This window comes from Clostridium aceticum, from assembly GCF_001042715.1.
In the GTDB taxonomy this organism is placed as follows: domain Bacteria; phylum Bacillota; class Clostridia; order Peptostreptococcales; family Natronincolaceae; genus Andreesenella; species Andreesenella acetica.
Genome location: NZ_CP009687.1, coordinates 2219131 through 2242106, shown reverse-complemented (window position 1 = coordinate 2242106; position 22976 = coordinate 2219131). Strand labels below are relative to the sequence as shown.

The window sequence follows — 22976 nt, the reverse complement described above, 5'->3', positions numbered from 1 at the left end:
TGCTGTAATTGGATAAACACTTTATTACAATAATTGTTTCAATGGTCATGGGTGTAATTGCTAGAACATATATGATGAAAATAGATTATAGGCAGTATCCTACTTATCCACAAGCCTATTTATCTCATTTCACCTTAGGTGTGATAGCAGCAGGGTTGGGAGCTGTTGTTATTCCAGCCATTACAGAAAAAGAGTATGTGGCGGTTACATTTCTGGCTATTGCTGCACAACATTTTAGAGATGTTAGAAGTTTAGAGAGGGAGAGCTTAGATAATATTGAACCTACTGAATTAGTTCCAAAGGGTACAGCTTATATCGAAGATATAGCAAAAACCTTTGAAGCTAGAAATTACATGGCAATTATCACGGCAACTGCTACTGGAACTGCTATGTATATAGGAGAAATATTACAGCTTTCCATCTTCATTAGAGCAATCCTTGGGATTATTATAGGCGCTATTGTGATTAATGCTCTAAATAAAATGCTAGAAACAAAGCTAATTGATGATATAGCAGAAGTAAGAGAAGCCAAAATTACCTTTGAAGGTCCTTTGTTAACCGTAGCAGGTGTAATTATTATGAACATAGGGTTAAAGGATTCAAGAGAAACTTTTGTAAAAAATGGTATTGCAGTAGAAATTATTCCTAAAGACGATAATGCTATAGCGGTTTTATCTAATATAGGACAGCGGCAAGCCATACAACATAATGCAGCTATTCAACTGGGGATTAGAAAGGATGTAGACGAACCTGACTTTACACCTATAGCAAGAAGGAATCCAGAAAATGGAAACATTGTTATGGCAATTGTAGCGATGGAGCCTAACGTTGAATATCTCATTGAAGCAGTAAGAAGAACCCCCATCATAGAATCCTCCAAACGAAAACCATTAGATTCTTATGTTGGGAAAAAAAAGGCTGGTATGAAGGAATAAATAAAAATCCCTTGGGATGTTAAGGGGAGGAAGAAGAATGGAAATTGGTATTACCGAGTTGATTATTGCAGTTGTTACAATGCATAAAGATAAAGTGGGGGGGTCTGCTCCTATATTTTATGTAGAAAATGAAGAACAACTGGAAAGAATGGCACTATTGATTTCAAAAACCACAAGAGGTATGGTGCATGACCTAGAAGGAGGCACTTATATCATTGTGAAACATTAGGTGATCCATATGAAAATAATATATGTTTATAAAAAAAATGTGTATGCAGCCTACAAAGCTGCATATCTTCATTTAAAATTGGATGAAAATAGTATACCTCATGAGGGATTAAGAGAGATAAACAGAGAAGTAAAACCCTATTATATAGGTTTAGATGAGGATTTAAATGAGGTATATATAGCTGATGGAGGTAGAAATCTAACTATCTACAGAAATGTTATGGAGGGTTTATCCTCTATTTATGGTGAAGAAATAAAAATTATTGATATAAAATAAACGCTGAAGGGGGGTATATAACTATCCATGAATATTATATACAGTTGTTTTGGTGGAGCCCACTCCTCTGTTGTTACCGCATCTATTCATATGGGTTATTTGCCTATAGATCGCCATCCAACGAAGGAGGAGATATTGGCCATACCTTTTTATGATAAAGCACAAAATGAAGAAATAGGCAAGCCTCTACCTATGGGGGTAGATAGGAAGGGGCATAAGATTTATGTTATGGGTATGGGACATGCTCGAAATTACTATACAAAAATGGCTTACGAGCTTTATAGTCAGTGGATGAGCAGCTATAAAAAGGATTTGGTCATTATCAACGTAACGTCTTTACTAAATAACTCTACTAGACTGGGAGGCTTTCTATCTAGACGATTAAACATTGTGACAATAGGAAGACCCCTTACCGTTTATGGTATTCGAAAAAATTATCATTATTTTACCGAATTGGTCAGAAGTGTGCAGGGAACAATATCATAAAAGATGCTTGACCTTTATGAAGCCAAAATGATAATATAATTTGATGGTAAAATTATATAATTATGATATAATTTTAGTAGCAGGTACTAAAAAACTTAAAGTAGGTGTTTTTTTGAAGGAATCAAATGCAAAAAATGTTATTAGTAAAGTTGTCCCTGGAAGTATTGCAGAAGAAGTGGAAATCGAAGTAGGGGATCTTCTGTTAAGTATTAATGGTGAAACGATACAGGATATTATCGAATATAAGTTTTATTTATCAGATGAATACTTAGAATTGGCAATCCAAAAACCTGATGGAGAAGAGTGGATTATCGAAATAGATAAGGATTATGATGAGGATTTGGGAATAGAATTTGAAAATCCTATTATAGATGAAGCCAAGAGCTGTAAGAATAAATGTATGTTTTGTTTCATTGATCAGTTACCTAGTAATATGAGAAAAAGCCTATACTTTAAAGACGATGATTCTAGACTGTCTTTTTTGCATGGTAATTATATTACTTTGACCAATATGAAGGATGAAGATATAGATAAAATTATACAATATAGAATTAGCCCTATAAATATATCTGTACATACTACTAACGGTGCCTTAAGGGAAAAAATGCTTAATAATCCAAGGGCAGGAAATATTTTGGCAATACTAAAGAAATTGGCTGACCATCACATAGAAATGAACTGTCAAATCGTTTTATGCCATGGGGTCAATGATGGAGAAGCCTTAGATGCTACCATTAAGGATTTAGAAGAATTAAGCTATGCTATTAACAGTGTTGCGGTAGTGCCTGTGGGATTAACAAGGTATAGGGAGAAACTCTATCCTTTAGAAGCATTCAACATGGAAACTGCCTTAAAGATCATAGAGCAAATAGCGTCTTGGCAGAAAAAGCTGTTGAAAAAATTGGATAGAAACTTTGTCTATTTATCAGATGAGTTTTACCTACTAGCAAAGAAGGATTTTCCTCATTATGAGGCCTATGATGGTTTTCCACAGCTAGAAAATGGTGTGGGGATGGTGGCAAAGTTTCAGCAGGAATTTTACCAACATCTAGAAGAACTAAAGGAAATGACGCTAGAGGTACCACAAAAAGTAACTTTAGTTACGGGAACATTAGTACATGAAACAATAAACGCTCTTTGCCAAGCCATGATGAAAAAGATAGGAAATCTTACGATTCAGGTGGAAGCAATACAAAATGAATTTTTTGGTGGGCAGGTGTCGGTGACAGGGCTGATTACTGCTACTGATCTATTAAAAAATTTACAGGGCAAGGACTTAGGAGCGAAGATCCTTCTTCCTGAATCCATGTTAAAGTCCGAAGAAGAAGTGTTTTTAGATGATATAACGATAAGCGAGCTAGAAAGGAAACTGCAAACCAAAGTACAGGTTTGCGAAGTAGAAGGCAGCATTTTAATCGATAAAATTTTAGATTTTAAATCATAAGAAAGTATGAGGTGAAGGGTCATGGCAAAGCCTATTGTAGCAGTTGTTGGAAGACCTAATGTAGGGAAGTCAACATTTTTTAATAAAATTGCTGGAAAAAGAATCGCCATCGTGGAGGACCAACCCGGTGTTACAAGAGATAGAATTTATACAGAAGTAGAATGGTTAAATCATAAATTTACTATGATTGATACTGGCGGTATAGAGCCAGAGTCAGAAGAAATCATTCCTGCTCAAATGCGTAGGCAGGCGGAGCTAGCCATTGAAACAGCAGATGTTATTGTATTTATGGTGGATGGCAGACAAGGACTGATTTCTTCAGATAGAGAAATTGCAGATATGCTTAGAAAATCTAAAAAGCCGGTGGTATTGGCTGTAAATAAAGTAGATACCAAGGAACAGTCTCCTCATTATTATGATTTTTATGAGTTAGGTATAGGAGACCCGCTAGAAATTTCCTCAGCGTTGGGCTTAAATATGGGGGATCTATTAGATGAGATTGTAAAACATTTTCCCGAAGAAGGAGCAGAGGATTATGATGAAGAGGTAATGAAGGTAGCCATCATCGGTAAGCCTAATGTAGGAAAATCCTCTATCATCAATAAAATACTAGGAGAAGACAGGGTAATCGTCAGTGATATTGCGGGAACCACTCGGGATGCTATAGATACACCTTTTACTGACGGAGAAGATGAATATGTTTTTATTGACACCGCAGGTATAAGAAGAAAAAGTAAAATAACAGAACATGTGGAACGATACAGTGTGATAAGATCTTTAGCGGCTATTGAAAGGGCGGATGTGTGTCTATTAGTAGTGGATGCAGAAGAAGGTATTACAGAACAAGACAAAAGAATTGCTGGTTTTAGTCATGAAAGTGGAAAAGGCCTCATTATTGTAATCAACAAGTGGGATTTAATCGAAAAAGAGACCAATACAATGAATCATTTTCTAAAGAACATCCGAGAAGAACTATCCTTCTGCGAATATGCACCTGTACTATTTGTATCTGCTGTAACGGGTCAAAGGGTCATGAAGGTCTTAGAGAAAATCAAATTTGTATCAAATCAGCATGCTATGAGGATACCTACAGGTACGTTAAATGAGGTAGTTGGTGAAGCGATGTTATTGAATCAGCCACCTTCTGATAAGGGTAAACGACTTAAGATATTTTATGCAACACAAGCTTCTGTAAGACCGCCGACATTCATACTATTTATTAATGATAAGGAATTAATGCATTTTTCTTATCAAAGATATATGGAGAATAGGATCAGAGAAAACTTTGGTTTTGAAGGGACCCCAATAAGATTTATCAATAGGGAAAAAGCTGGAGGTGACAAATAAGTGCAATTGCTGATTTTAGTAATAGCATATATGTTAGGAAACTTTTCTGCTTCCTATATTATTGGAAAGCTGTCTGCTAATATTGATATAAGAAACTATGGTAGTGGAAATGCCGGTACAACTAATGTGATGAGGACATTGGGCTATAAAGCAGCAGTTTTTACGCTTTTAGCGGATTGCTTAAAGGGGGTACTGGCGGTCTATATAGCTAGGAGACTTGGTTCAGAAAATCTAGCTATGATGGCAGGTGTTGCTGTAGTATTAGGACATAACTGGCCTATATTATTGGGTTTTAAGGGAGGTAAAGGTATTGCTACAACCATAGGAGTAGCCCTTAGCATTCATTTTACAATTGCATTAGTATGTGTTGTCATTGGAATTATTATTCTTATTTTATCTAAATATGTTTCCTTAGGTGCTATTGTAGCGATTACTTTATTCCCTATTCTTTTAGTTTCACAGGGTTGGAATTATTTTGTTTTTGGTTTAATGCTATGTGTATTGGCAATTTATAAGCACAGAGAAAATATTCAACGTCTACGACAAGGGACGGAAAGAAAAATAACTGAGAAATTAAAAGTTAAATAGAGGGGAGACTTAGACCATGAAGAAGCTTTCTATAGCTGTTTTAGGTGCTGGAAGTTGGGGAACTGCCTTAAGTCTTGTTCTTAACAGCAATGACCATGTTGTAAACCTATGGATGCGGGGAGAAGAACAATACCAGGAAATTTTGACAACTGGAGAAAATAAAAAATATTTGTCAGGGATAAAAATACCTTCTAGCATTAAACTATTTACAGATAGTATAGCTGCTGTAAAGGATACGGACATTATTTTACTAGCAGTACCTACGCAGAAAGTGCGGGAAGTACTAAAATCTATTCAACCTCATATAAAACCTCATCAAGTCATTGTAAATGCCGCCAAGGGAATTGAACAAAAAACGCAGTTAAGAATTTCTGAAGTGGTAGAGGAGATGTTGCCAAACCAACCTTATGCAATGCTTTCGGGACCTTCACATGCAGAAGAGGTAGCGATTAACATGCCTACCACTATTGTAGCAGCTGCTCTTAAAAAGGATACTGCAGAGTTTGTACAACATGCCTTTATGACATCGAAGTTTCGCGTATACACCAACCCTGATGTGGCAGGGGTAGAGTTAGGCGGTGCTCTTAAAAATGTGATAGCCTTTGGGGCAGGTATAGCTGATGGTTTAGGTTTTGGTGATAATGTGAGGGCAGCTTTGATGACAAGGGGTATTAGAGAAATTGCTAGACTAGGCAAGGCTATGGGAGCAGATATCTCCACCTTTGCGGGACTTTCTGGCATTGGAGACTTAATTGTTACTTGTACAAGTATGCACAGCAGAAATCGCCGCGCAGGAATTTTGATTGGAAAAGGCAAGAGTTTACAAGAAACCTTAAAGGAAATTGGTATGGTGGTGGAGGGCATCACCACCACAAATGTTGCTTATGAGCTGGCTGTAAAATATAACATAGAAATGCCTATAACAGAAGAAATATACAAAGTTCTTTATGAAGGTAGAGATCCAAAGGATGCTGTGATCAATCTTATGACAAGAGATAGAAAAAACGAAATGGAAGAAATCGTAAATGACAGCAGCGTGGATTGGCAGTAAAATTTTATAGTACATAAAGGAACCCTTGGGGGTTCTTTTTTTCTTTAAAAGATATTATAGATAAGCAAGCGCAAACTTTAATGTTGTTTATCTATAAAAATAAGTAATTGTATAGGCAATTTACTATTCTTCTTTAGAAAAATTGCAAATATGCTAGATTTTTATGGGTGTGATATAAATCATATTGATTTATCATAGGCATTAACTTAGTACAATTATTAGCAAAATTCTCTTGAACTGTCATCCTGAGGGTAGCGAAGGATCTTGGAGTAGCCAAGAATTTTACTAACACTAAGATCCTTCGACTCCACTTTGCTCCACTCAGGATGACAAATTATGGCTTAAGTTAACGCTAATGATTGATTTATATCACAGCTATAATTTTATTTATCTTATATAATAGGCATAAAGATGCAAATTAAGGGGAGGAAAACAATATGAAAAAAGTATTTGATGTAAACCAGCAGATAGGCGAAATCGTGGCTATGTTTCCCAAGGCGACAGATATATTTATGGAATATGAAATAGATTTTTGTTGTGGTGGAGATAGAGCATTGTTAGTGGCTATTAGAGAGCAAAGCATTCATCAGGAAGAATTAATGGATAAATTAAATAAAGCCTATGATACATTTACTCAACTAACAAGAGAGGACATAGACTGGAGAAAAGTGGACTCATCAGAGTTGATTGATTTTATTGTGAACAAACATCATACTTTTATGAGGGAGGAACTGCCTACCACAGAGAAACTGCTAAATAAGATTTTAAGAGTTCATTATGTTGATCATGGAGACCTTCTTTCTAAACTTCACAAACTGTTTAATAGTCTAAAAGTGGAGATAGAAGGACATCTTATCAAAGAGGAAGAAATACTCTTTCCACTTATAAAGGCGTACGAGAACAATCCTATAGAAGAAATGAGAAAAAAAGTTATGCAAGTGATGCAGGAAACAGAAGATGAGCACGATAATGCTGGGGTTGTACTAAAAGAAATGAGAAAAATTACCGAGGGCTATGTGACACCTGCATCTTCCTGTAGTTCATTTGTTAGAACCTATGAAAAATTAAAGGCAATAGAATCAGATCTATTTCATCACATTCATTTAGAGAATAATATTCTTTTTAAGAGATTTAAGTAGGTTCTTGATAGGGACAGCTATGCTGTCCTTAAAAAAAGCTTAGAGTTTCCTAGGGAAAGCGTCGTAGACGCTTTTTTTTATGTTCAATGATATAGATAAACAACATCAGGACTTAATTTTGATATACTAAGGGCTACATTTGCAGCCCACGGTTTTGGGGCGAAACGTAGACCATGTATATCAAAATTGAAGTTTGAACTTGCTTATCTATAGAAAAATTCTAAAAAATATAAAAAAGAAGCATAAATGTCCTCTGTGAAAAATATAAAGTAGTAGATAGATTGCATTGTCATATTTTTTTTGAAGGGTCATATATTTATAATGTTATAGGTATACAGTTCTAAAGCTGAATTTTAATGTCCATCGTTTACGTTTTACCTTTAATTTTAAAACGTAATCAAGGACTACAAACATAGTCCTAAGTATATTAAAATTCATGGGTGTATGTCTATATAAAGTATGAAATATAGTTATTTATCTATATATGAATAAGGAGGGATAGGATGGAAAAGTACCATATTTACAGAGATATAGCGCAACGTACACAAGGTGACATTTACATAGGTGTTGTAGGACCTGTTAGAACAGGAAAATCTACTTTAATAAAAAGAGTGATGGATCTATTGGTTTTACCTAATATAGAAAACACCTATAAAAAAGAAAGAGCAAAGGATGAATTGCCTCAAAGTGGTTCAGGAAAGACCATTACTACAACAGAACCTAAGTTTGTTCCAAATGAAGCTGTTGAACTAGTTTTGAAGGAAAATGCATCCTTTAAACTGCGGATGATTGACTGTGTTGGTTATTTAGTAAAGGGCGCTTTAGGTCATCAAGAGGATGGACAGTCAAGGTTGGTAAATACTCCTTGGTTTGAAAAGCAAATACCTTTTGAAGAGGCAGCAGAAATTGGCACGAAAAAAGTTATTCAAGAACATTCCACCATCGGCCTAGTGGTGACTACAGATGGTTCTATCACTGATATCGAAAGGGAAAACTATCTTGAGGCTGAAGAAAGAGTTATTAATGAATTAAAGGAAATTGATAAACCCTTTGCCATTGTTCTCAATAGTAAAAACCCAGAAGCAGAAGAAACACAGGCATTAAAAGACAGCCTACAGGAAAAGTATGGGGTTTCTGTAGTAGTAAAAGACTGTGCAACAATGAACATTAATGATATCCATGAAGTTCTAGAAAGTGTATTATTTGAGTTTCCTATTACAGAGATTAATTTTAATTTGCCTGGATGGGTTGAAAGTATTGAATCAGGTCATTGGTTGAAATCTACTATTATGAAGGGCATTAGGGAGATTGCTAGCGAAACAAGAAGAATCAAAAACGTAGAAACCATGATAGCCAGCTTGAAAGGGATTGAAAACATCAAGAAGGTTTCTCTTGAAAATATTAAAATGGGAGAAGGCTCTGCTTTAATTGAATTAACTACAGATGATAACTTGTTTTATAAAATCCTAGGTGAAAAAACAGGTTATGATATTGCAGGGGATCATCAGCTGATTGGTTTGATTACAGAACTGGCAAAGGCAAAACGAGAGTATGATCGAGTAGAAAAGGCATTGGAGGATGTGAAGGCTATAGGGTATGGGCTTGTACCACCAGCCTTAGAGGAGTTAGCCTTAGAACAACCGGAAATATTTAAACATGGCAATCAATTCGGTGTAAAGTTAAGAGCAAACGCACCTTCTCTGCACTTTATTAGAGCTGATATAGCAACAGAGGTTTCTCCAATAGTAGGTACAGAAAAGCAGAGTGAAGAGCTGGTAAAATATTTACTGGATGAATTTGAACAAAGTCCAGAAAAAATATGGGAAACAAACATGTTTGGCAAATCTCTTCATGATATGGTGAAAGAACAATTACAAAGCAAACTTCAAACGATGCCAGATGATACTAGAATAAAACTACAAAAAACCCTGCAGAAAATTATCAATGAAGGAAATGGAGGCTTTATAGCTATTATTTTATAACCAATAGGAAATTATAAACTTTATAAATTATGGATAAGTTATAATTTCCGTTATTGGTTTCAACAAAGTCATCCTTTAAATCTTCCAAAGGAAGACTTTGTTCTAAAATGATATAGGGTATAAAAAGATAAAATAGGGGTGTAAGCACATACCCCTATATTTTTATGTATGAAGAGAAGAAAAAAGGCATATACTTACTATATAGATAAAGGCATTAACTCAAGCTAAATCTTCCTAAAGATTTTATCTAAGTGATGACTAGATTTTAAGATTTACTTATTGATTTCAGGAGGATAAGTACAAATTAAAACTACTTGACAATAGTTAAAAATTGTCTTACAATGTATAAGGTAATTAAATAAATGTTATCTGGCTGTGGCGCAGTTTGGTAGCGCGCCATATAAGGGTATAGTCAGTATGTTTTGTTAATTCGGGGCGTAGTTCAGTTTGGTAGAACGCATGACTGGGGGTCATGAGGCCGCAGGTTCAAGTCCTGTCGCTCCGACCATGTATATTCAACTATCTAAAATTTAGATAGTTTTTTTTGTGTTATAAATAACTTTAACCTAATGTCAAAGGAAGCCACCACCTCTACTTAATATATTAACTGAAAATATAACTGCGAATGTCGTATCTGTCAAATGCAACCCATATAGATTTCAATACTAGGATCATGAGATAATACACCAAAGATATAAATCGGAGGTGTTTGTTTTTTATGAAATTAAAGGAAAACAGAGAAATTTGGATTAATCGTGTTGAGGACTATAAATTAAGCGGTCTTACACAGAAAGCATGGTGTGAGAAAAATGGTCTTAAGACCAGCACCTTTAGCTACTGGATAAGGAATTTTAACGAAGCATCCAGCACTACTTCAGACAACTTGGTTTCTTCTGGATTTGAATTTGCCAGTGTTTCAATTTCCCAGGATTTTTCTTCAACGGTAGGAAGGTCTGAGAGGAATGTCTATGGCATGGTTGGTTTTTTCCTGCACCAAATGAATGACTTCATTCTTCCAATCAACATCGTCCAGTTTAAGATTGCTAATATCTATCGCTCTTAGTCCAGTTTCTATTGACAGTAGGCAAATTGCTTTATCCCTTTTGGAAATATCGGACTTGTTCAGATAATTTATGAGCTGTTCATGCTCCTTGTCGCTATAAACTTCAATGATATCTTTCTTCCGTGGCATATAGGAAGGGAGTTCTCTTATGAATATACTACTTGTTTTAGACATAGCTAAGAATTTCTTCATTCCTGGAATATATGATCCCAGACATTTGGGATGCCAACGTTCCTTGCACATAGCTAAAATAAAATCTGTCACATCACCGCGACATAAATCCTCAATGGATTTATACCCTTTTGTTTCAATATAGTTCAAGAAATAGGCAACAGTCCTGCCATAAGTACACAGAGTGCTTGGTTTCATCCCTTCCTCTTTTAGGAACATAATGTAATCGGTATAAATGCCCTCAAAGAGAGGCACTCCGAAGGAATGTCTGGTTTCATTAGATGAACATTTAGACCAATCTACAAGACCTGTATAAATCAGAGTCTCCAATATATGTACACATCGTTTATGAAAATAGAATCTATGATGGCTGAACTTGTCAGTGCCAATATAATTACAATCTTCAACAAATGCCTTCCCTAGTTGTTTTGTGTAAAACATTTACTGTCTGATATTAGCTAGTTTCTGCAGCCTTCTATATACATCTCTGTATTGACGGCGGGTTTCCTCACTGAATTGCGCATTTTCCATTTCATCTAAAATCATCGCAACCAGTTCATTCAATGGCTTCTTGGTTTTCATTTTGAGTACCTCCTAATTATTAATGTTAAAGTTAGGTTCTCAAAAAGCATCCTGAAATACAAGAAAGTTATACCGAAATTTTCACTCTGAAATATAGACTATACACAGCTGTTACTAAAACTTCGGTATAATTATTTTTTCGGCATAAGCCAAATATACCTTATCCACTTTATCTATATTTAGCATAATGCTATAATTTCCTTAAAAACATTAGATAGAGATACCTTGTCATTGCTTGGTATATATATCTTAGCTTTGCCTATTTCAATTTTTATAGTTGCCGTTGGGGAAGGATTAGATGGGGTACTTTCTTGATTTACAGCCTCATCAGCTTCCGTATCTTTAAAACTAACAGCATGAAATACAGGAGTATTATTGTTTTCTAGCTTTTTTCTCCGATAATACAGCTGATGAATACCTATATTATTCTCTTCACAAAAAGCTTTGATGGTCCCTTCATGAGAAGAGAATTTATCTAAAATATCTTCCCAGTCAATGTCCAGCGTTTCATTTGTCATAACAGATACCTCCTACTGCTTATTATCTGTTATTCTAGCAAAACTTCCTGGTACAATACTAGGCGGAAATTCTTTGGCACTTACTAAAAATAGAAGCTGTTGAAAATATGTAAAAATCTCTGAAAAGCCATAAAACCGACTTCGAATCTGCAGGTTTAAAGTAATATACCCAGATTTACAAAAACCTCCGTAATAATTATGACTACAGAGGTTTAAAAATGTCAGTTGCCATCCACTTGCCACCTATCCAAAAGTTATAGGGAACTATAGAAAAGTATAGAAGGTTACTATACAATCTTTAGTTCCCTATATTCCAATATTTTAAGACTATTGAATAATATAATATGATATACATATTGATGATAGAATAAACTAATGAGATAAACGGCTCATGTGGAAACAACTACACTAATAAGTTGATCTTAGTAAAAACTCACACTAGACTATTCGTGAAATAGCAAGCTGGAGATATGCAAATCATTCACAGCTATCGTCTATTAATCTATCTTTGTAATGAAGTAATTTAATATACTCTTTAACTTTAGCTTTGTCTTCATCAGATAGGTTAGTATAGCTAAATTTATGATATGCATGTTCTTGTGTATCATTTTTTTTTGAATAAGGTGTAGTTATATCCGAAAGGCCTAGTAGCCAATCGATAGAAACATTAAAATGCTCTGCAAGAAATTTAAGTGTATTGGTATCAGGATCCCTTTGGTCTCGCTCGTACATACCTATAGTACTAGGAGAGACATTCAAAAGTTCAGCTAGGTCCTTCTGGAGTAAACCTTTTTCAGTTCTAATGATTTTAAGCCGTTTACCAAACACCGCAACCACCCTCTCATAATTATAGATAAATATTAACACAATAAGTCTTTTATTAATACTAAAAACACAATAAGTGAAAAAATACTTGCAAAAACACATATTGTGCGATATGCTTAAGGATAAATAATACATATTGTGTTCTTATTAAATTATTAGGAGGGATTTTATGAAATATGTAGTATGTTTTTCAGGTGGACATTCCTCAGCCATAGCAGCAATCGAAACCGTAAGAAAATATGGGAAAAATAATGTAATCTTACTAAATCATAATATAAGTGCAGATGTTGAGCATGAAGATATTAAGCGATTCAAAAAAGAAGTAGCTAATTATTTAGAAATTGAAATTACATATGCAAATATGAATGGTTGGAGAGTTAAAGGGCCATTAGACATTTGTATGGAGATTGGTGCTTTCAAAGTCGGAAGAGGAAGTGCATTATGTACTAATCGATTGAAAGTAATGCCTTTCAAAAAATGGTTATCTAACAATTTTCCTTCTAAACCATTTGAAACTAGACAAGATGTGAAAATAATCTATGGATTTGATAAAGAAGAGATTAAACGGATACAAAGAAGAATAGGGATATTATTGTCATGGGGATACCAATCAGATTATCCACTAGCTCTCTGGAATAGAACTATTAAAAGTACTGAAGAAATACAAATAAATAGACCACAAACATATGAGATTTTCAAACATGCTAATTGTATGGGATGTTTAAATGCTGGACGACAACAATGGTACATTGTGTATTGTTTGAGGCGCGATTTGTGGGATAAGGCGAAAAAAGCAGAAGAAAGTATAGGGTATTCCATTTTAAACGGTATATACTTAGAAGATATAGAATCAAAGTTTAGAAGAATGCATTGTTTAGGTATAGTTCCTACAGAAAAAATACATTGGCAAAAATTCTGGGCTTTAGTAAGAAAAGAATTGCCTGATGAGGGAGTATTACCATGTGAATGCTCAACGGGTTAGATTAGCAACTCTAAGATTGAATAAGAACACGAAAAAGAACATACGTTTCGAAAACTCCATTCAAATAATGCCCTCCTTATGCTATAATATACAAAGGACAGATGATATGGAGGGGTATTATGTGGTGTGATAAATGTAAGAAGCGAGTAAATGAAGAAAAATGTCCAGACTGTAGTGCAGAAACACAGTTTGATATCCCTACAGAGATATATTGGTGCCGTGATTGTAAAGTTCCTATAATAAAAGAAATAGATTCCATAAATAGAGAAGAATGCCCTTTATGTAGAAGTGAAATAAGTTATTTAAGTCAGGATTTAAAACCAGTATTTCCTGAGGAAAGATTACTACTAGAATCTCTAAAAGGAACACCTTTGAAGTACAAAGATAACTCAGTATGGAGTATTGCTAACTGTTATTTTATAGATGGGGAAAAAGAAAGTATTTCTTCAAAAAAAATGAAGGAAGCTGATGGCATTAGATTACTAAAAGTTATTGAAAAGCACAAAAAAGCAAATAACAGTACATATAGTGAATTTATAAAATTTGCAGATACTTTTGTAAGAGCCAACAAAGAAAGACTACATTATTTAAAAGAAGAAGCTCATAGCTTCATACATGAAGCTCGGAAGAACTACAACGATGATCAGATTATCGTATCCTTTTCGGGTGGTAAGGATTCTACAGTCGTTTCGGATTTAGTGATAAAGGCATTAAGTAATCCAGAAGTTGTTCATATTTTTGGGGACACAACTTTAGAATTTCCGCTAACTTTAGAGTATGTAAAACGGTTCAAGACGGAAAATCCTCTAACAATTATTAGGGATGCAAAAAATAAAGAACAAGATTTTTATGAAGTATGTAATGAAATTGGACCACCTAGTCGTGTAATGAGGTGGTGCTGTACGATGTTTAAAACAGGCCCTATCAATAGACGAATTAATGCAATGTTTAAAGAGCAATTTATCCTAACATTTTATGGAATCCGTAAATTCGAATCTGTTAGTAGAAGTAAGTATGATAGAATTTATGATAGTCCTAAAATAAAAAAACAAAAAGTAGCATCGCCTATTTTTTATTGGAAAGATATTGATATTTGGTTATACATATTAGCAGAAAAAATAGACTTTAATGATGCTTATCGACTAGGATACGATCGTGTAGGATGTTGGTGTTGTCCTAATAACAGTGCCCGTTCTCATTTTCTAGCTAGGATTTATATGGCAGAAGAAGTACAAAAGTGGAGGAATTACTTAGTTGATTTCGCAAGAAAAATAGGAAAACCGGATGCCGAAAACTATGTAGATAGTGGAAATTGGAAGGCTCGACAAGGTGGATATGGTATTAAGGCAGCAGATGATGTGAAAATCGTTTCAAAGAATTGTACTACTGAAGAAAATGCTAAAATATATCAGTTAAAAGCCCAAGTAACGGATGAGTTTTTCAATCTTTTTGTGCCTTTCGGCAAGGTTTCAAAGGAAATGGGGAGCAAATTATTAAATGAAGTTCTAGTATTAGACGTTAAAACAAATATTCCAATTATTTCTATACAGACAAAAAGCGATAAGTATGATTTTTCAGTGAAAATTAAAACTTTAAATGTAAAAAAACATGATGATCTCCAGCGGATGATAGGATATCAAGTTCGAAAGTATAATGCTTGTCGAAAATGTCTTAGTTGTGAGACTGTATGTATGTTTAATGCCATAACTGTATCAAACAACGGTTATAAGATAGATGAAAATAAATGCACCAAGTGTAAAATGTGCGTTACTAGCAAACATCTTGAATATGGTTGTTTAATGGGGAAATATTTATATTCCTCGGCTACTAAAAAGGGGGACGCATAAAGTGAAATTTCGAGGTCATGAAACCTTTTTCATAAGAAAAGGTTGGTTGTATAAAGGATTAAAGCAAGTAGACATAAATCCTCAGGTATTTGTTGATAAAGAAAATAAACCAACAGATGTATTAGGGATAGGAACTAATATGGTAAAGGCTTTGCGATATTGGATGCAGGCAGTGGGCTTAACCGATGAAAAAAGGGATGGAAACACTAGATATCAAGAGTTTACTGATTTTGCAAAACTTATATGGAATTATGATAAGTACATGGAAGAAGATGGTACACTATGGTTTATACATTATTTGCTGTCTTCTAATCAAGAACTAGCCACTACATGGTATTGGTTTTTTAATGAATTCAATATTAGAGAGTTTACTAAGGACGATTTCATTCTATCCATAGATGGATATGTTAAATACAATTTAGAAGGAACACCAGTGGCACAGAGTTCACTAGAAGATGATTTCAATTGCTTACTTCACACATATATTTCAAGAAAAAAAATGCATCCAGAACGAGTATCACCAGAAAATACAATTGATTCTCCTTTGGGAATTTTAGGAATTTTAGATATAGTAGACGAGAAAAAGAAAATCTATAAAAAGGTAGTTTTAAGAAAAGATATGATTCATCCTCTAGTGATCTTAGCAGTGATAGTAGATCAATATCAAAAGAAAGAGAATAAGAATAGTGCAAAGGAAATTAAGATAGCAAATCTATTAAGTGATAAATGCAATATTGGCAAAACATTTGTTATGGATCTAAATGTTCTTAATTATTATCTTGATAGATTGCAGGAAATGGGTTATTTAAAAGTGGTTCGTACTGCTGGCTTAGATGTTATTAAGTTAAATACAGATATGAAGCCAATGGATATATTAACAACATATTATGAAGAATTAAATTTAGTGGGATTGAGGGAAGAAAATGAGTAGAAACCAACATTATTTATCAGACTTTATCCATACTGCTCCGGGATTTCAATATTCTATCAATCTAAAGTATGATATGGAAAACATTGAAAAAATCAAAAACTATATAGCTACAACCAGTGCTATTGAAATTATGGAAGATATATTGTTAAGCTTGAATTCATCATCAAGCGATAGGGCTAGGTTATTAGTTGGGCCTTACGGCAAAGGAAAATCACATTTAGTCTTGGTAATTATGGGGTTGTTATATTACAAAGATAGAGACATATTTGCTAGTTTGCTTAGCAAACTTAAAAATTACAATGATGACTTATATCATCTAGCAGAAAGAGTAATAGCAGACCAAGAAAAGGTGTTGCCAGTAGTTGTATCGGGGACAAGCTTAAATTTAACTCAATCTTTATTATTGGGGTTAAAAAATGCACTTAAAAGTGAAGAACTTGATGGGATTATGCCTGATACATACTTTAATGCAGCTATAGAAATGATTGAACTATGGAAAAAGGATTACACCGATACCTATGAAAAGTTTAATGAACTCATTCATACATCAAGTGAAGAGTTCGTCAATCAATTACACAAATATAATCAAGATGTTTATAATGAATTTCTTGAGCTTTATCCACAGCTAACTTCGGGAGGAGAATTCAATCCACTACAGGGGATTGATATCGTTGAGTTATATGGAGATGTTGCAAGTAAGATACAAGGAAAAGGGTATAAAGGTCTCTATGTGATTTATGATGAATTCAGTAAATTTTTAGAAGGTAGTATTGATAGAAACTCTGCAATGGAAATAAAGCTTTTACAGGATTTTGCAGAAAAATGTAATAGAAGCGGGGAAGAGCAACTTCATATTCTACTTATATCTCATAAAAACATTAGCAACTACGTAGATAAGCTTCCAAAAGAGAAAATAGATGCTTGGAAGGCTGTAGGTGATAGATATAAACCAATTGAGATTAGTCACCTTGAAAGCCAAACCTATGAGATCATGTCCCATGTAATTTTAAAAGAAGAAAAACAATGGGAACAGTTTATAGATAGACATGATGATGACTTCAACCAAATGATATTAGATACTAGTCGAAGTGGTATTTTCTCTGAGTTAGGAGGAGCTTTAGAGGATTATGTTGTTTATGGTACCTACCCGCTACATCCTATCACAACATATATCCTACCTAAGGTTTCAGAAAAGGTAGCACAAAATGAACGAACAATCTTTACATTTTTATCTACTAAGGATATAAATACTTTAGGATATTTTCTTCAATACAACAAAGCAGAATTTCCTATTATGACACCAGATTACATTTATAATTACTTTGAGCCTCTATTTAAGAAAGAAAACTATGTATCAGAAATTTATCAAATATGGAGAGAAACAACCACTGCATTGAAAAAATTGAGTGATGGTGAAGAAATAGAAGAGGCAATTGTTAAGACCTTGGGTCTGATTAATATAGTCGGAGAGTTTCAAAAACTTCCTCCTAAAGTTGAAGTACTACAATTACTATTCAGCAATGACACTGAAGCTGCAAGAATTAAAGAAGTAGTTGGCAAGTTAATCGATCAAAAAGTCCTATATTTTATTAAGAGTAAAGGTTATTTAGAATTTGCTAATGCTACAGATATGGATATTAGCGCTGATATAGCTGATACCATAGAAAAACGAAAAAACCTATTTAGCAGCAGAGGAACGTTAAATAAGCTAGTCGATGACAGCTATATTTATGCAGCAGGATACAATGATGAGTATGAAATCATTCGATATTTTGATTTTGAATTCATTGAATATCGAGAATTGATGGAAACACGAGATTGGAATAAAAAGATACAAAGTAAGACTGCTGATGGTGTAGTATATGCTGTTATTTTAGAAAAAGATAATAGTAGAAATGACGCTGAGACAGTCATCCCAAGTATAAATCACGATAGAGCAGTATTTGTTTTGCCAAAAGAAAATACAAATCTAGAGGATTTACTTCGACAGCATGATGCTATAGAATTTTTAATCGGTAAGAACAAACATGAGGAACAGGATAAACTTCTGCATGAGGAGTTAAGTGTCTACTTAGAGGATATAAGGCATCAAATTCAATATTATATTGATGGTTTCTTAAGGCCTGAGTTAAAAGCTTCAACCTACTATTACCAAGGAAAAGTACAGAATATCAATCGAAAAGCACTACTAACTCGTTTGATCTCAAGAATATGCGAAACTATTTATAGCGATACTCCGATCATTGTTAACGAGTTAATCAATAAAAATATGCCTACAATCACTGCAATCAGCAATCGCAGAAAAGTATTAGATGGTTTGCTGAGAAATTCAATTACACCTCGATTAGGACTTGTTGGCTATGGATTAGATGTAAGTATCATGCAATCTACTTTAGTGGTACCGGGGATTTTAAAAGAAGAAGACGAAAATGCTTACTTATGTACTAAAGGGTTAGACCCTAAGATGCAGAAGGTCTTAGATTCCATTCGTAGTTTTATCATTAGCACTTCAAATGAAGGAGTGAAGCCTTTTAGTGAGCTATATGAGAAGCTTATCAAACCTGAGTATCACATGGGACTTAAGAAGGGGATTATACCTATCTATCTGGCAGTGGTTTTACGTGAATTGAAAAGGTATACAGTTATAGTGAGAAATGGACAGGAGATGGATATTAAGGGACAACTACTAGATGATATAAATGAAAAACCCGAAGAGTTTGAAGTATATTTAGAAAACTGGGATGAAGAAAAAGAAAGCTATATCCAACATCTAGAAGGTTTGTTTTATGATTATATAGAGCCTAGTGAAAAAGAGTATAATACTTTCGAATATGTTTTTAGAGCAATACACCGTTGGTTTCTAGCTTTACCTAAATATACAAAAGAACATACACAAAAGTATCTTGGGAGCGAGAGTTTTAATAAAGTAGATAGAAAAATACTGCGACTAAGAAATACGTTAAAGGGTACAAGGATGAATTCACGTGATTTCTTATTTAGTAGGATATTTGATATTTTTTGCTATGGAGAATTTTCTACAGCTGTTTTAACTGATATTATAGAAATAAAAGAAGCCATGGATGGTACAAAAGAAGAGCTAATTAATATATTAGCAAATGACTTAAAAGTAATCTTTTCTAATGAAGAAAAGACTGAAGCTTCTTTAAGCTCTATTATGAAAGATTGGTATGAGGGTTTAGATCAGTTAGTAAAGGAAAATTTGTTTAGTCAAGGAGAAGATCAATTCCTTAAGGAAGTACAAAGAATAAGTAACAATCATTATGAGTTTATTGAAAAAATTGCTAAACTGATCACTGGTTTAAGGATAGATGATTGGGACGACAAGAAGGTGTCTCTATTTATTGAACGAGTTAAACTCTTCAAAGGGAATATAGAAGCTTTTAGTAAAGAACTACAACAAAAAGGAGTAGAAGAAATTGACCAAATGTCTTACAAAGTCTCCTTTTATTTAGAGGGTGAAGAGAAGACTAAGTCTATTGTGAAACAAGAAGTTTCAAATAAAGGAAAGTTACTTTATAATGAAATAGAAAGTATCCTTAATGATTATGGAACTGTAGTAGATACTAACGAAAAAAGGCAGATATTGTTAGAAATTTTTGAAAAATGTTGTTAAATAATGTTAAGTATTTGAAAGCTTATGACTAAAATGTTATTATTTAGTTATAAGCTTTTTGCGTTTTAGGGGGGAATATATGTCGAAAAAAATTTATTTTGATAATGCAGCAACAACTTTTCCTAAACCATCATCGGTTTATGAAATTATGGATAAATTTTACAGAACTAATGGAGTCAATGTGGGAAGAGGACAATATGACCTTGCAAGTCAAGCATCTATATTAGTGCAGGAGACAAGAGAACTGCTATGTAAGTTATTTAACTGTCCTCCTAATAAAAGGGTAGTATTCACTAGCACTGCTACAGAAGCTATTAATGTTATTCTTCAAGGGATCAACTGGCAAGGGGGAGAAAATGTTTATATTACTCACTTTGAACACAATGGCGTATTGCGATGTTTACATGAACTACAGAAAAGATTTGGGCTCAACTTAAATTATCTAAATACTGACTCTAAGAGCCTATCTTATGACGTGGAAGGAATTCGTACACAATTTCAAGAAAAGAAGCCGGACGTGGTTATTATGAATCATGCTAGCAATGTCTGTGGATTGATCACACCTATAGCTGAAATTGCTAAGATGGCGAAATCCTATCAAGCGGAAGTAGTGGTGGACTGTGCCCAAACAGCTGGACTAATTGAAATTGATATGATGAAGTTATCAGTAGATTATATGATCTTTGCAGGACATAAGACATTATATGGACCCTTAGGGATAGCTGGTTTTATCATTGATGAACGGTCTTACCTTAAGCCATTACTTTATGGAGGGACAGGGGTTGATTCAGCAAGTTTAAGTCTACCAGGCACAATACCCCATAGGTTTGAAGTAGGAAGTCCTAATATTCATGCAATCTCAGGATTAAACGCTGCACTAAAATGGATAAACAAAGAAGGGATTAAGGAAATCTATAAAAAAGAGAGGGTATTGACAAATAAGTTAGTTGAAGTTTTAAGGAGCTTTGATACTAATTTATACTTAAATAATGATTTAGACAATCATATTGGAGTAATATCATGTACCTTTAGAGATATACCAGCTGATCGTATCGGAGAGATACTGAACCAAAATGAAATTGCAGTTAGAACTGGACTACATTGTGCACCGGATGCTCATAAGTTCTTAAACACATCACCAGGTGGAACCGTACGATTTAGTTTAGGATATTTCAACACAGAGGAAGACATAAGTAGAATTGAAGAAGTGTTAGGTGCAATTGAGTTTGGTTAAAGATGACTATTATATGGGGTGATTAGAGTTGAAAAAAAATAATTTTGTTAATTACTTAGATCAGTTTAATATACTATCTCCTAACCATTCAAAAATTTACGATGAATATACAGTAGATAACGAATTTTCTAAGTACAGTTTTACGATAGATACAAAAGTGCAAGAGCAACTTCTTTCTTTTTATCATAACAATCCACGAAGTGTAATATTAACAGGGAATGCAGGAGACGGTAAAACTAGATTATGCCGTGTAATACATGATGATCTTAGGAATGAAAAACTAGGTGACTGGCCGGAAAAAGGAATTATCGATATTGATTTTCAATTTGGGACCTTAAGAATTGTAAAAGACCTCTCAGAGTTAAGAGATGATGTGATTTTTCAACAGTTAAAAGAATTACAAGAAACTTTATCTGATAATAGTAGAAAGTTATATTTTTTAATTGCTGCAAACGAAGGAAAGCTGACAAAGTTTCTATCAAATTACGATGAGTTAAAAAAATTACGAGAAGAAGTAGGATTAAGATTTAAAGATCATAGAAGGAATGATGAAAAATTTAGCGTAATTAATTTATTAGATATTACCTCATCGGTTTATGTCAAAGCTATTTTGGACCATTGGAATTGTGAAGAAAACTGGGAGGTTTGCTTGGAATGTGGAAAAAAAGAAAGCTGTATTATTTACCTTAATCATATAAGAACATCTAGGGATGAGACTAAGAATAGGATACTAGAGCAATATCGGATATTAGATTATTTAGACATCCATGTTACCATGCGAGAACTATTAATACATCTAGGTTTCACTTTAACTGGAGGACTCGTTTGTGATAATATTCATGAAGCTCAATACAAAGAACTATCGGAACAATCCAACAAAGTATACTATGAAAATTTTTATGGTTATAATGTAAACTCAAATGCTTTTGCAGAGATGAAAGCGATTAAAGCTTTTCGAATCATTGATCCTGGTATTTCTTCTCAATCTGAGATTGATGATTTCATTATAAATGGTGATATTAGCGGAGATGAAAAATGCGAACAGTATCATAAAAATCTTTTTAATAAAGAATTGGATATGAGCTATGGATACTTTTCTAGAAAACTGAAAAGATATAGAGATCATAATGGTGTAGCAGATAGTGACTTTATAGATCAATGGGTAAGCAAGTTAAGACGAAAGTTTTATTTCGAAGTTCCCGATGAAATTGAGATGGATCGTATGTTACTATTGCCATTTCAACATTTAACTCAATACGAAGATTTGTTTTCGAATGATAAAATGAAATCCCTTATACGAACTAAGTTGATAAATGGTTTGAACCGTTCTTTTACGAATAGACTTGTTAAACAGACCAAAAATGTATTATTTGCTACAAGTCAAGATTTAATGATTTATGATGAATTTAAAGGAAAACAAGTAGAAATTAAAGATCAGTCGTTTAGAGAAGATATTGATTTTAAGCCATCTAAGTTTACTTTAGAAGTAAATCAAGAAGTATCTTTGCCAATGAATTTATATATTTTTGAGTATTTAATGAGAGTCAATAGTGGGGGAACTTATAATCTACTAAGTGAAGAAACGCATATTTTGATCGATACTTTTAAAAATGAACTCTTGAAAATTAGTGAACCAGAAGAATATGTGTTAAATGTTCTACGGTTTGATAAAGACAGCGGACTATATGTAGAAGATCAAATTAATTTATAAG

General features: G+C 33.8%; 21 protein-coding genes, 1 tRNA gene and 1 pseudogene. 18 read left to right on the top strand and 5 right to left on the bottom strand.

Features of this window, described 5'->3' with window-relative positions:
- Positions 1-8: 8 nt before the first annotated feature.
- The 12 genes and pseudogenes from CACET_RS10575 to tnpA (CACET_RS21315) form a co-directional block, all read left to right on the top strand.
- Complete coding sequence (locus CACET_RS10575) at positions 9-935, top strand: YIEGIA family protein (protein ID WP_052661456.1); 927 nt, start codon at positions 9-11, stop codon at positions 933-935.
- A gap of 37 nt (positions 936-972) precedes the next feature.
- Entirely contained in the window at positions 973-1164 is a 192-nt protein-coding gene (locus CACET_RS10570; protein WP_044825081.1) for a capping complex subunit for YIEGIA, read from the top strand.
- 9 nt (positions 1165-1173) lie between these two features.
- A complete protein-coding gene (locus tag CACET_RS10565; RefSeq protein ID WP_044825082.1) occupies positions 1174-1440 on the top strand; it encodes a DUF3189 family protein in 267 nt (88 codons plus the stop codon).
- 27 nt (positions 1441-1467) lie between these two features.
- On the top strand, positions 1468-1926 hold the full coding sequence (locus tag CACET_RS10560) for a DUF3189 family protein (protein ID WP_044825083.1): 459 nt from the start codon (positions 1468-1470) through the stop codon (positions 1924-1926).
- Positions 1927-1966: 40 nt separating this feature from the next.
- Complete coding sequence (locus CACET_RS10555) at positions 1967-3370, top strand: DUF512 domain-containing protein (RefSeq protein WP_242849903.1); 1404 nt, start codon at positions 1967-1969, stop codon at positions 3368-3370.
- Positions 3371-3391: 21 nt separating this feature from the next.
- The gene (gene der / locus CACET_RS10550) at positions 3392-4717 is read left to right on the top strand and encodes a ribosome biogenesis GTPase Der (RefSeq protein ID WP_044825084.1); all 1326 of its coding nucleotides are present in this window, start codon (positions 3392-3394) and stop codon (positions 4715-4717) included.
- Positions 4718-5305, top strand: a complete 588-nt coding sequence (gene plsY / locus CACET_RS10545) for a glycerol-3-phosphate 1-O-acyltransferase PlsY (protein ID WP_242846935.1) — start codon at positions 4718-4720, stop codon at positions 5303-5305. It begins immediately after the preceding gene.
- 16 nt (positions 5306-5321) lie between these two features.
- Entirely contained in the window at positions 5322-6356 is a 1035-nt protein-coding gene (locus tag CACET_RS10540; RefSeq protein WP_044825085.1) for an NAD(P)H-dependent glycerol-3-phosphate dehydrogenase, read from the top strand.
- A gap of 437 nt (positions 6357-6793) precedes the next feature.
- On the top strand, positions 6794-7495 hold the full coding sequence (gene ric / locus CACET_RS10535) for an iron-sulfur cluster repair di-iron protein (protein WP_044825086.1): 702 nt from the start codon (positions 6794-6796) through the stop codon (positions 7493-7495).
- Positions 7496-7998: 503 nt separating this feature from the next.
- Positions 7999-9477 (top strand): stage IV sporulation protein A, encoded by a 1479-nt coding sequence (spoIVA, locus tag CACET_RS10530; protein WP_044825087.1) that lies wholly within the window; start codon positions 7999-8001, stop codon positions 9475-9477.
- Positions 9478-9908: 431 nt separating this feature from the next.
- Positions 9909-9985: transfer RNA gene (locus CACET_RS10525), tRNA-Pro, on the top strand.
- Between the two features lie 210 nt (positions 9986-10195).
- Positions 10196-10384: pseudogene (gene tnpA / locus CACET_RS21315) on the top strand (IS66 family insertion sequence element accessory protein TnpA); the annotation flags it as partial.
- 30 nt (positions 10385-10414) lie between these two features.
- On the opposite strand, the gene CACET_RS21310 reads toward tnpA (CACET_RS21315), so the two are convergent.
- From CACET_RS21310 to CACET_RS10510, 5 genes are all read right to left on the bottom strand, one after another.
- Positions 10415-10669, bottom strand: a complete 255-nt coding sequence (locus CACET_RS21310; protein WP_423229897.1) for a tyrosine-type recombinase/integrase — start codon at positions 10667-10669, stop codon at positions 10415-10417.
- Between the two features lie 483 nt (positions 10670-11152).
- A complete protein-coding gene (locus CACET_RS20485) occupies positions 11153-11293 on the bottom strand; it encodes a hypothetical protein (RefSeq protein WP_158386035.1) in 141 nt (46 codons plus the stop codon).
- Between the two features lie 179 nt (positions 11294-11472).
- On the bottom strand, positions 11473-11811 hold the full coding sequence (gene tnpA, locus CACET_RS10515; RefSeq protein ID WP_044825089.1) for an IS66 family insertion sequence element accessory protein TnpA: 339 nt from the start codon (positions 11809-11811) through the stop codon (positions 11473-11475).
- 12 nt (positions 11812-11823) lie between these two features.
- Positions 11824-12054, bottom strand: a complete 231-nt coding sequence (locus tag CACET_RS20165; RefSeq protein WP_144414759.1) for a hypothetical protein — start codon at positions 12052-12054, stop codon at positions 11824-11826.
- A 234-nt stretch (positions 12055-12288) separates the two neighbouring features.
- The gene (locus tag CACET_RS10510; RefSeq protein ID WP_044825090.1) at positions 12289-12639 is read right to left on the bottom strand and encodes a helix-turn-helix domain-containing protein; all 351 of its coding nucleotides are present in this window, start codon (positions 12637-12639) and stop codon (positions 12289-12291) included.
- Between the two features lie 166 nt (positions 12640-12805).
- Between CACET_RS10510 and CACET_RS10505 the strand changes: the two genes are divergently transcribed.
- The 6 genes from CACET_RS10505 (at position 12806) to CACET_RS10480 (ending at position 22975) form a co-directional block, all read left to right on the top strand.
- Positions 12806-13618, top strand: a complete 813-nt coding sequence (locus tag CACET_RS10505; protein WP_044825091.1) for a hypothetical protein — start codon at positions 12806-12808, stop codon at positions 13616-13618.
- 119 nt (positions 13619-13737) lie between these two features.
- Positions 13738-15465, top strand: a complete 1728-nt coding sequence (locus tag CACET_RS10500; protein WP_044825092.1) for a phosphoadenosine phosphosulfate reductase domain-containing protein — start codon at positions 13738-13740, stop codon at positions 15463-15465.
- Between the two features lies 1 nt (position 15466).
- Entirely contained in the window at positions 15467-16396 is a 930-nt protein-coding gene (locus CACET_RS10495) for a DUF4007 family protein (protein ID WP_044825093.1), read from the top strand.
- Positions 16389-20030 (top strand): hypothetical protein, encoded by a 3642-nt coding sequence (locus CACET_RS10490; RefSeq protein ID WP_044825094.1) that lies wholly within the window; start codon positions 16389-16391, stop codon positions 20028-20030. Before CACET_RS10495 ends, CACET_RS10490 begins: the two co-directional genes overlap by 8 nt.
- 79 nt (positions 20031-20109) lie before the next feature.
- Entirely contained in the window at positions 20110-21264 is a 1155-nt protein-coding gene (locus CACET_RS10485; RefSeq protein ID WP_044825095.1) for an aminotransferase class V-fold PLP-dependent enzyme, read from the top strand.
- 28 nt (positions 21265-21292) lie between these two features.
- Positions 21293-22975, top strand: a complete 1683-nt coding sequence (locus tag CACET_RS10480; RefSeq protein WP_044825096.1) for a hypothetical protein — start codon at positions 21293-21295, stop codon at positions 22973-22975.
- Position 22976: the final 1 nt, after the last annotated feature.

Bases quoted from the DNA above. Each gene is read 5' to 3' on its own strand.
- CACET_RS10570 (WP_044825081.1), top strand. From the start codon at position 973: ATGGAAATTGGTATTACCGAGTTGATTATTGCAGTTGTTACAATGCAT.
- CACET_RS10565 (WP_044825082.1), top strand. From the start codon at position 1,174: ATGAAAATAATATATGTTTATAAAAAAAATGTGTATGCAGCCTACAAA.
- CACET_RS10560 (WP_044825083.1), top strand. From the start codon at position 1,468: ATGAATATTATATACAGTTGTTTTGGTGGAGCCCACTCCTCTGTTGTT.
- der (WP_044825084.1), top strand. From the start codon at position 3,392: ATGGCAAAGCCTATTGTAGCAGTTGTTGGAAGACCTAATGTAGGGAAG.
- CACET_RS10540 (WP_044825085.1), top strand. From the start codon at position 5,322: ATGAAGAAGCTTTCTATAGCTGTTTTAGGTGCTGGAAGTTGGGGAACT.
- ric (WP_044825086.1), top strand. From the start codon at position 6,794: ATGAAAAAAGTATTTGATGTAAACCAGCAGATAGGCGAAATCGTGGCT.
- spoIVA (WP_044825087.1), top strand. From the start codon at position 7,999: ATGGAAAAGTACCATATTTACAGAGATATAGCGCAACGTACACAAGGT.
- CACET_RS21310 (WP_423229897.1), bottom strand. From the start codon at position 10,669: ATGCCACGGAAGAAAGATATCATTGAAGTTTATAGCGACAAGGAGCAT.
- CACET_RS20485 (WP_158386035.1), bottom strand. From the start codon at position 11,293: ATGAAAACCAAGAAGCCATTGAATGAACTGGTTGCGATGATTTTAGAT.
- tnpA (WP_044825089.1), bottom strand. From the start codon at position 11,811: ATGACAAATGAAACGCTGGACATTGACTGGGAAGATATTTTAGATAAA.
- CACET_RS10505 (WP_044825091.1), top strand. From the start codon at position 12,806: ATGAAATATGTAGTATGTTTTTCAGGTGGACATTCCTCAGCCATAGCA.
- CACET_RS10500 (WP_044825092.1), top strand. From the start codon at position 13,738: ATGTGGTGTGATAAATGTAAGAAGCGAGTAAATGAAGAAAAATGTCCA.
- CACET_RS10490 (WP_044825094.1), top strand. From the start codon at position 16,389: ATGAGTAGAAACCAACATTATTTATCAGACTTTATCCATACTGCTCCG.
- CACET_RS10485 (WP_044825095.1), top strand. From the start codon at position 20,110: ATGTCGAAAAAAATTTATTTTGATAATGCAGCAACAACTTTTCCTAAA.